Source organism: Nocardia sp. NPDC003726 (assembly GCF_053586955.1).
Window position 1 is genome coordinate 394,000 of the sequence record NZ_JBSFNF010000003.1, and the last position, 6,520, is coordinate 400,519.

Annotated in this window: 7 protein-coding genes; 3 read left to right on the forward strand and 4 right to left on the reverse strand. The window is 69.2% G+C overall.

Annotated elements, in window-relative coordinates:
* Window positions 1-18: 18 nt before the first annotated feature.
* Both ACWDMM_RS06605 and ACWDMM_RS06610 read right to left on the reverse strand, forming a co-directional pair.
* A complete protein-coding gene (locus ACWDMM_RS06605) occupies window positions 19-750 on the reverse strand; it encodes an IclR family transcriptional regulator (RefSeq protein ID WP_357103519.1) in 732 nt (243 codons plus the stop codon).
* 145 nt (window positions 751-895) lie between these two features.
* The gene (locus ACWDMM_RS06610; protein ID WP_449936341.1) at window positions 896-1,156 is read right to left on the reverse strand and encodes a three-helix bundle dimerization domain-containing protein; all 261 of its coding nucleotides are present in this window, start codon (window positions 1,154-1,156) and stop codon (window positions 896-898) included.
* 169 nt (window positions 1,157-1,325) lie between these two features.
* Between ACWDMM_RS06610 and ACWDMM_RS06615 the strand changes: the two genes are divergently transcribed.
* Together ACWDMM_RS06615 and ACWDMM_RS06620 are read left to right on the forward strand one after the other, a co-directional pair.
* Window positions 1,326-1,802 (forward strand): nuclear transport factor 2 family protein, encoded by a 477-nt coding sequence (locus ACWDMM_RS06615; RefSeq protein WP_449936342.1) that lies wholly within the window; start codon window positions 1,326-1,328, stop codon window positions 1,800-1,802.
* Window positions 1,803-1,900: 98 nt separating this feature from the next.
* The gene (locus tag ACWDMM_RS06620) at window positions 1,901-2,953 is read left to right on the forward strand and encodes an aminotransferase class V-fold PLP-dependent enzyme (protein WP_449936344.1); all 1,053 of its coding nucleotides are present in this window, start codon (window positions 1,901-1,903) and stop codon (window positions 2,951-2,953) included.
* Between the two features lie 602 nt (window positions 2,954-3,555).
* On the opposite strand, the gene ACWDMM_RS06625 is transcribed toward ACWDMM_RS06620, so the two are convergent.
* Complete coding sequence (locus tag ACWDMM_RS06625; protein WP_449936347.1) at window positions 3,556-4,632, reverse strand: NAD(P)H-dependent amine dehydrogenase family protein; 1,077 nt, start codon at window positions 4,630-4,632, stop codon at window positions 3,556-3,558.
* Between the two features lies 1 nt (window position 4,633).
* Window positions 4,634-5,425: an SDR family oxidoreductase gene (locus ACWDMM_RS06630; protein WP_195078971.1), complete on the reverse strand. Its 792-nt coding sequence runs from the start codon at window positions 5,423-5,425 to the stop codon at window positions 4,634-4,636.
* On the opposite strand from ACWDMM_RS06630, the gene ACWDMM_RS06635 reads away from it, so the two are divergent.
* Window positions 5,425-6,408 carry a helix-turn-helix domain-containing protein gene (locus ACWDMM_RS06635; RefSeq protein WP_449936349.1) on the forward strand — a complete coding sequence of 328 codons (984 nt, stop codon included), beginning with the start codon at window positions 5,425-5,427 and terminating at the stop codon, window positions 6,406-6,408. The genes ACWDMM_RS06630 and ACWDMM_RS06635 overlap by 1 nt on opposite strands.
* Window positions 6,409-6,520: the final 112 nt, after the last annotated feature.

Sequence of the window (6,520 nt, forward strand, 5' to 3'; positions counted from 1 at the left end):
CACCGGAGCAGGCCCCCTTCACCGCCTGTATCGAGGGCAGAGGGTTCGCGCTGCCTCACGGGCGATCTCGGCCAGCGCACGAGCCAGCCGCGCGGTGTCCGGCGCCGCCACGTCGGCGCAGGCCCGGCTCGACAGCGACACCGCGGCCACCGCCGCGCCGCGACCGCGAATCGGCACGGCCACGCACGTGATGCCGGGCACGGATTCCTCGTTGTCGACGGCGACGCCCTGGCGGTTGCGGATGCGGCCGAGTTCGCGATGCAGTTCGGAGCGGTCGGCGAGCGTGCGGGCGGTCAACTGGGGCAGGCGATCCCGGAAGGACGCCTCCACGATGCTCGGGTCCAGCGTCGCCAGCAGCGCCTTGCCGAGGGCGGTGCTGTGCGCCGGCATCCGGCCGCCGAGCCGGGTGGGCACGCTCGCGGCGATCCGGCCGCCGATCTTGTCCAGGTACAGCACATCGTGGCCGTCCAGAACGCCGAGGTGGCCGACCATGCCGGTCTGCCGGCACACGTCGTGCAGCAGCGGACTCACCGCGTCGCGGATCTCGTTGTGGTCGGCGGCGAGGCCGCCCAACTCCAGTGTGCGCAGGCCGAGACGGTAACCGCCGGGCGCGTGCGCCAGCCAGCGCAACCGGACCAATTGATCGAGGATGCGATGCACGGTCGAGCGCGGCAGCCCGGTGCGCTCGGACAGTTCGACGAGGGTGAGCGTCGGCGTAGCGCCGTCGAACGCCTCCAGAATCAGCGTCATCCGCTCGATCATCGATACCGGAGGCGGGCTCGGTCGTGCTGCCGATCCTGATCCGTACGGTAACTCCCCCGGCTCGGGATCGGTCATCACCTCGACCGTCATTGCCAACAACCTCCACGCGTGCTCGCGTAGAGCTTAGAGGGCACTAAGCGGACCCGTGCCCGGAATCAGCCTGGGCGAAAAGCCACTCGCGGGTGTTCCGCTCGGCCAGCAGCGGCAAGAAACCGACCACGGTGGCGTGGTCGGCGACCTGGTCGTAGGAGGCCTGGAGATGGTCCTCGATCGCGGCTTCGCTGACGACGCCGCCGAATTCGTTCTCCAAGCGCCGCGCGGCAGCTTTCAGCGCGAGTTCCTGATCGAGGGCGGTTTCCTGGTTCGGCTGGTGGGTGGCGGGACGGTCGGTCATCGGGAATTCCCCTGGTCGTGACGAGATCGGGCACCTCGGCGCTGCCGTGACCGCACGGCAACGCCCTTCCCACGAATACCCGGTCGTGCCGGTTCGACACCCTCGGCCGAAATCCACCAAAATAGAACACGTTCTTGTCTGTGGAAGCTGCGCGTGCCAGGCTCGACAGATGGATCTCGACGCCATCGAAGCCGTCCGCCAACTGAAGTATCGATACTTCCGCACCCTCGACCTCAAAGAGTGGGACGAGTTCGCCGACACCCTCGCCGCGGACGCGAAGGGGCGCTACGGCACGCACGCCATGGGCGAGCCGCTACAGCTCGACGGCCGTGCGGCCATCACCGCGTTCATGCGGGAGAACCTCGGGCCCTCGCTGGTCACGGTCCATATCGCCAACCACCCCGAGATCGTCGTCGACGGCGCGACGGCCACCGGATCCTGGGCGTTCGAGGACACCGTGATCGCCACCGAGTACGGGGTGCTGATCCGGGGGGCCGGCTACTACACCGACACCTACCGCCGCGACGCCGACGGCAAGTGGCGCATCGCCTCCACGGCCTACCGGCGCGTCTACGAATCCATGCAGTCGCTGTCGGACACACCCAGCTTCCACCTGCTGTCCAACATGTGGGCGCCGGACAAGTGACGGGCGCACCGGGCGCCACCCGATAGTCGCGCGAAATCGGTCCACTATCCGCCCGGTGGCGCTGGACGGTCCCGCGCCGCCCGGCGGATGCTGCCACCATGCCCTCGCTAGCGCCTGACGAGTTCACTCCCGAGATCACCTATCTGAACACCGCCTCCTTCGGTCTGCCGTCCGCCCGCGCCCTTGCCGCGGTGCGCGATGCCAGCGCGAGCTGGGCGACCGGCCGCAACGGGCCGACCTCCCAGGTGGACCTGCTGGTACCCGACCTGCGCGCGGGGTTCGCCCGGCTGCTCGACGGCGCTACCGCCGACGACATAGCGCTCGGCAGCGGTGTCGCGGGGCTGATCGCGCCCGTGGCCGCGGCACTGCCACCCGGCGCGGAGGTGCTGCTGCCGGAAGGCGAATTCGCCTCGGTGTCCATGCCTTTCGTCTACCGGGGCGACCTGGCCGTGCGGTTCGTGCCCTTGGCGGAGCTGGCCGCCCAGGTGCGGCCGGAGACCGCGCTGGTGGCGGTGAGCGTCGTGCAATCCGCGGACGGCCGGGTCACCGATCTCGCCGAACTGCGCGCGGTCACCCGAGCCAACGGCGCGCGCCTGCTCGTGGACGCCACCCAGGCCGCGGGCTGGCTGCCACTGCGCTTCGCCGACGCGGACTATTGGGTCTGCGCCAGCTTCAAATGGCTGATCGGCGCGCGCAGCGTCGCGTTCCTGGCCACGCCGCCCGAACTCGTCCCGCAGCTGCGCCCGATCGGCTCCAGCTGGTATGCCGCCGAGGACCGCTGGGCGGAGCTCTACCGCCCCAGCGCGCTACCCGCGACGGCACGGCGTTTCGACACGACGCCCGACTGGCTCGGCGTCGTGGCCGCGCTGGCAGGGTTGTCGCTGATCGAGGAACTCACCGTCGACAAGATCGGCGCACACGACCTGGAACTCGCTGACGATTTCCGAGCGGGACTGCGCGCACTGGGTTTCGAGCCGGTCGATGCGCGCTCGCCGATCGTCTCCGTTCCTGGCGCGGGCGATCTGGCGGCCCGGCTCGAACAGGCGGAGGTGGTCGCCTCGGCCCGTGGCGGCGGTCTGCGGTTCGCCTTCCATTTCTACAACAGCGCCGAAGATGTCGAACGGGCGCTGTCCGCACTGCGCGCCGGGTAGATCCCGCCGCCTGCTGCCCGACCGGGACCACCGGGGGCAGACCCGAGCACGGTAGGCCGGTGGGTCCGCAACCGCATCTCGACTGCGGACCCGCGACTGGAGCTCGCGGATGAGGTCGAGCGGGCACTGCTCCCGCGAGCCTGTCAGCTCCAGCGCGTGACCGCGGTCCGATCGGCCGCAGCGGGTCTGGCAAAAACACTCTGCTGCGCGCGCTGGCCGAAGGCTGAGGTCGAGCGGGGACTGCTCGTGCCGAGAGCCGGCCTACTGTGCTCGGTCCGTCCTGGTCCTGATCGGTCGAGCAGCAGTCAGGCGCTGGGACTGATGGGCTTGCGGGAGCAGAGCAGTGCCGGTTCCGAAGCCGTCCGGCAGATCTAGTGTTGGACCCGCGACCGAGGGTGCGGTTGCGGGCCCCCGGTCTACCGTGCTCGGGTCCGCCCTGATCCTGATGTCAGTCCCCGTGGCGGCCGCGACCGCCGGGCGGGTCGGGACCGGCGGCGCGGCATGCCTTGAAGCCCCGCCGCCGGTCGCGGACCGCCGAACCGCCGCCCCGAATCAGTTGGGAACCCGATCGAGCCGGAACCTCCGCGCAGCCGACGCGGCGATCACCGGCCAGGGCGGTGCGCGGGAGCGGTGATCAGCGGGAGATCCAGCGCGGTGCGGATTCCGGCGGGTGCCGCGACCACCGCGGGAATGGCGTTGACGATGCGCAGGCCGGTCGCCAGGACGGTCGCGTAGTTGTGATCCCCGTTGCGGCTCGAGGTCACCAGGTCCAGCGCGTAATTCGGCTCGCCCGTGATCTCGACGCGGTAGGAGCCCTCCGGGTCCGCCGGCTGCGGCCAGTCGGGACACAGGTCGGGGCGCAGCCGGGTCACGTGCTCGAGCACCGTGACGGGCGTGTCCCCGACCATGCCCCTGACTTCGAAGCGCAGCGCCGCCGCGGTGCCCTCGGCGATGTGCCCGGTCGCGATGTCGAACGACTCCAGCGCGGGGATGCGCTCGTAGGTCTGCGTGACGGCGTCGAGGGTGACCCCGATCCCGGCCGCGAGCTGACGAACCGTGCCGCCCCAGGCGAGCGACAGCACGCCTGGTTGCAACAGCATGGGCGTCTCGTCCATGGGCTTGCCGAAGCCCATGATGTCGAACATGACCGCGCGATTGTCGTAGCTGGCGTAGTCCACGATCTCCAGACAGCGCAGCTGGTCGATGCGCAGACAGGTCCCCGCGAGCGCGAGCGGCAGCAGGTCGTTGGCGAAACCTGGGTCGATGCCGTTCACCCACAGCGACGAATTGCCCTGCCCTGCCGCCTCTTCCACCGGCTTCAGCAGCTCGTCGGGCAGCACACCGTAGGGATACTGGAAGAACACGGGGGCACACGCGACGACATTGATCCCCGCGGCAAGGATGCGCTGCAGATCCTGCACGGCCTCGAAGAGCCGGTTGTCGGTCATGCTGCAGTAGACGACGCAGTCCGGACGCGACGCGAGCAACGCGTCCGCGTCGGTCGTCGCGGTGACTCCCACCGGATGATCCAGCCCCGCGAGCGTTCCGGCATCCGTGCCGCTTTTGGCGGGACCGGACACCCACACGCCGGTCAATTCCAGTTCGGGATGGGCGATCACGCCGGCCAGGGCATGCCTGCCCACATTGCCGGTGCCCCATTGCACTACGCGATATGTCATGTCACAGGTCCGGGATCGGGAGGTCGAGGTTGGGAACGATCAAGCCGCCGTCCGGCTCGAGAATCTTGCCGGTGAGGTACTTCCCCGCGGGCGACACCAGATAGAGCGCGGCCGCGGCGATGTCCTCGGGTTCGCCGATCCGGTGCAGCGGCGTTTTCGACTCCAACTCCGCCCGCATGGCGTCGTTCGCGGCGACCACCTCCAGCGCGGAGGTCAGGATGGAGCCCGGCGCGATGGCGTTGACCCGGATACGCGGATTCAGATCGAGGGCGGCGAGTTTGGTGTAGTGGGCGAGAGCGGCCTTGGCGGTGCCGTATGCCGCGAACGCACGTCCTGGCAGCCGCCCCATCGTGGACGTGATGTTGAGAATCGACCCGCCACCTGCTGTTTCGAGCATGCGCGGCACCGCCGCCCTGACCAGGGCGTGCGCGTTGGTGACATTGAATTCGAAGGCTTCCGTCAATGCCTGCGGCGTCGTGTCCAACAGCGGGCACGGCAGCGCGCCGCCCACGTTGTTGACCACGATGTCCAATCGCCCGAAGCGTTCGACAGCCGCCCCGGCGAGCGCCGCCGTGACCTCGGCGTCGCTCAGATCCGCGGGCACCACGTGCGCCTGCCGTCCGGCGGCGGCGACCCGCTCGGCAACCTCGTCGAGCTGGCTCTTGGTGCGGGCGGCGATGACGACATCCGCGCCCGCCTCCGCGAAAGCGACCGCGATAGCCGCGCCCAGGCCACGACCCGCGCCGGTGACTATGGCGACCTGATCATCGATGCGGAACCGATCCAGAATCATTGGCGCTCCCTACCCGTCGAACTGACGAATATTCGACAGTCTGTGATCTAATATTCGTCATCGTAGGTCGCTCACCCGAGCCGGGACAAGAGGTTGCCGCCATGCCGGACCGATCCGCGTCGCCGCCGACGCGTCGCGTCGTCGATATCGTGTCGCTGCTGGCGACTTCCGGGGAGCCGATCAGCGTCGCAGGCATCGCCGAACGGCTGGGCATAGCCCGCGCGACCGCGACCGCGATCCTGGCCGAATTGGATACGGCCGGTTGGGTCGTGCGCGATCCGGCGCGCGGTTACGGCATCGGTCCGGCTCTGGTGGGATTGCACGGGGCCGCGCTTCCCCATGACGTGGGCGAACTTCTCGCCGGCCTGGCCGCCCGGACCGGTTACGGCGCCACGTTCAGCCGCATCGAACCGGATCGGCTCACCGTGCTCGACGTCCGGCCCGGCGTCGACCGAGTGGTGCCGGGAATCCCGGTGGGACATCGCATTCCGCTGCAATTCCCCGCCGGGGCCAGTGTGATGCCGTGGCGTCCGGCGAATGAGCAGAACACCTGGCTGGGCACTGCCACCGGGGCGGATCAGCGTATGGCGGGTGCGCTGCTGGCGTTGGTGCGCGAACGCGGGGTCGCGGTGTTCCGGCCACGCGCGGACGATGCGGGCATGGTCGATCTTCTCGCCGATCTGCTCGGCGCGGTCGGATCCGAATTGCTTCGACCGCATCTGCGTACTCGCGCTCTTCGCCAGCTCGCCGCGCTCACGTCCCGGCCTTTCACGCGGGCGGAATTGGATTCGGACGACATATTGCCGCTGAGTTATCTCGCGGCCCCGGTTTTCGACGCGAGCGGCACCGCGGCCTACGAAATTCAGCTGGGACCGCTGCGTGCCGCGACGACGCGCGTGGAACGCGACGAATTCATCGATGCGACGCGCGGCACGGCAGCCGAATTGACGACCGCGCTCACCGCCGGCAGGCATGGCAAGTAATTCCTGGAATTTTCCAGAAACGACGAAAGGCCCTCGACTGTGTCGAGGGCCTTTCGTGAAAGGATGTTCCGGCGGTGTCCTACTCTCCCACACCCTGTCGAGTGCAGTACCA

Coding starts and splice junctions, on each gene's coding strand:
- ACWDMM_RS06625 (WP_449936347.1), bottom strand. CDS start 4,632: ATGACATATCGCGTAGTGCAATGGGGCACCGGCAATGTGGGCAGGCAT.
- ACWDMM_RS06615 (WP_449936342.1), top strand. CDS start 1,326: ATGGATCTCGACGCCATCGAAGCCGTCCGCCAACTGAAGTATCGATAC.
- ACWDMM_RS06630 (WP_195078971.1), bottom strand. CDS start 5,425: ATGATTCTGGATCGGTTCCGCATCGATGATCAGGTCGCCATAGTCACC.
- ACWDMM_RS06605 (WP_357103519.1), bottom strand. CDS start 750: ATGACGCTGATTCTGGAGGCGTTCGACGGCGCTACGCCGACGCTCACC.
- ACWDMM_RS06610 (WP_449936341.1), bottom strand. CDS start 1,156: ATGACCGACCGTCCCGCCACCCACCAGCCGAACCAGGAAACCGCCCTC.
- ACWDMM_RS06620 (WP_449936344.1), top strand. CDS start 1,901: ATGCCCTCGCTAGCGCCTGACGAGTTCACTCCCGAGATCACCTATCTG.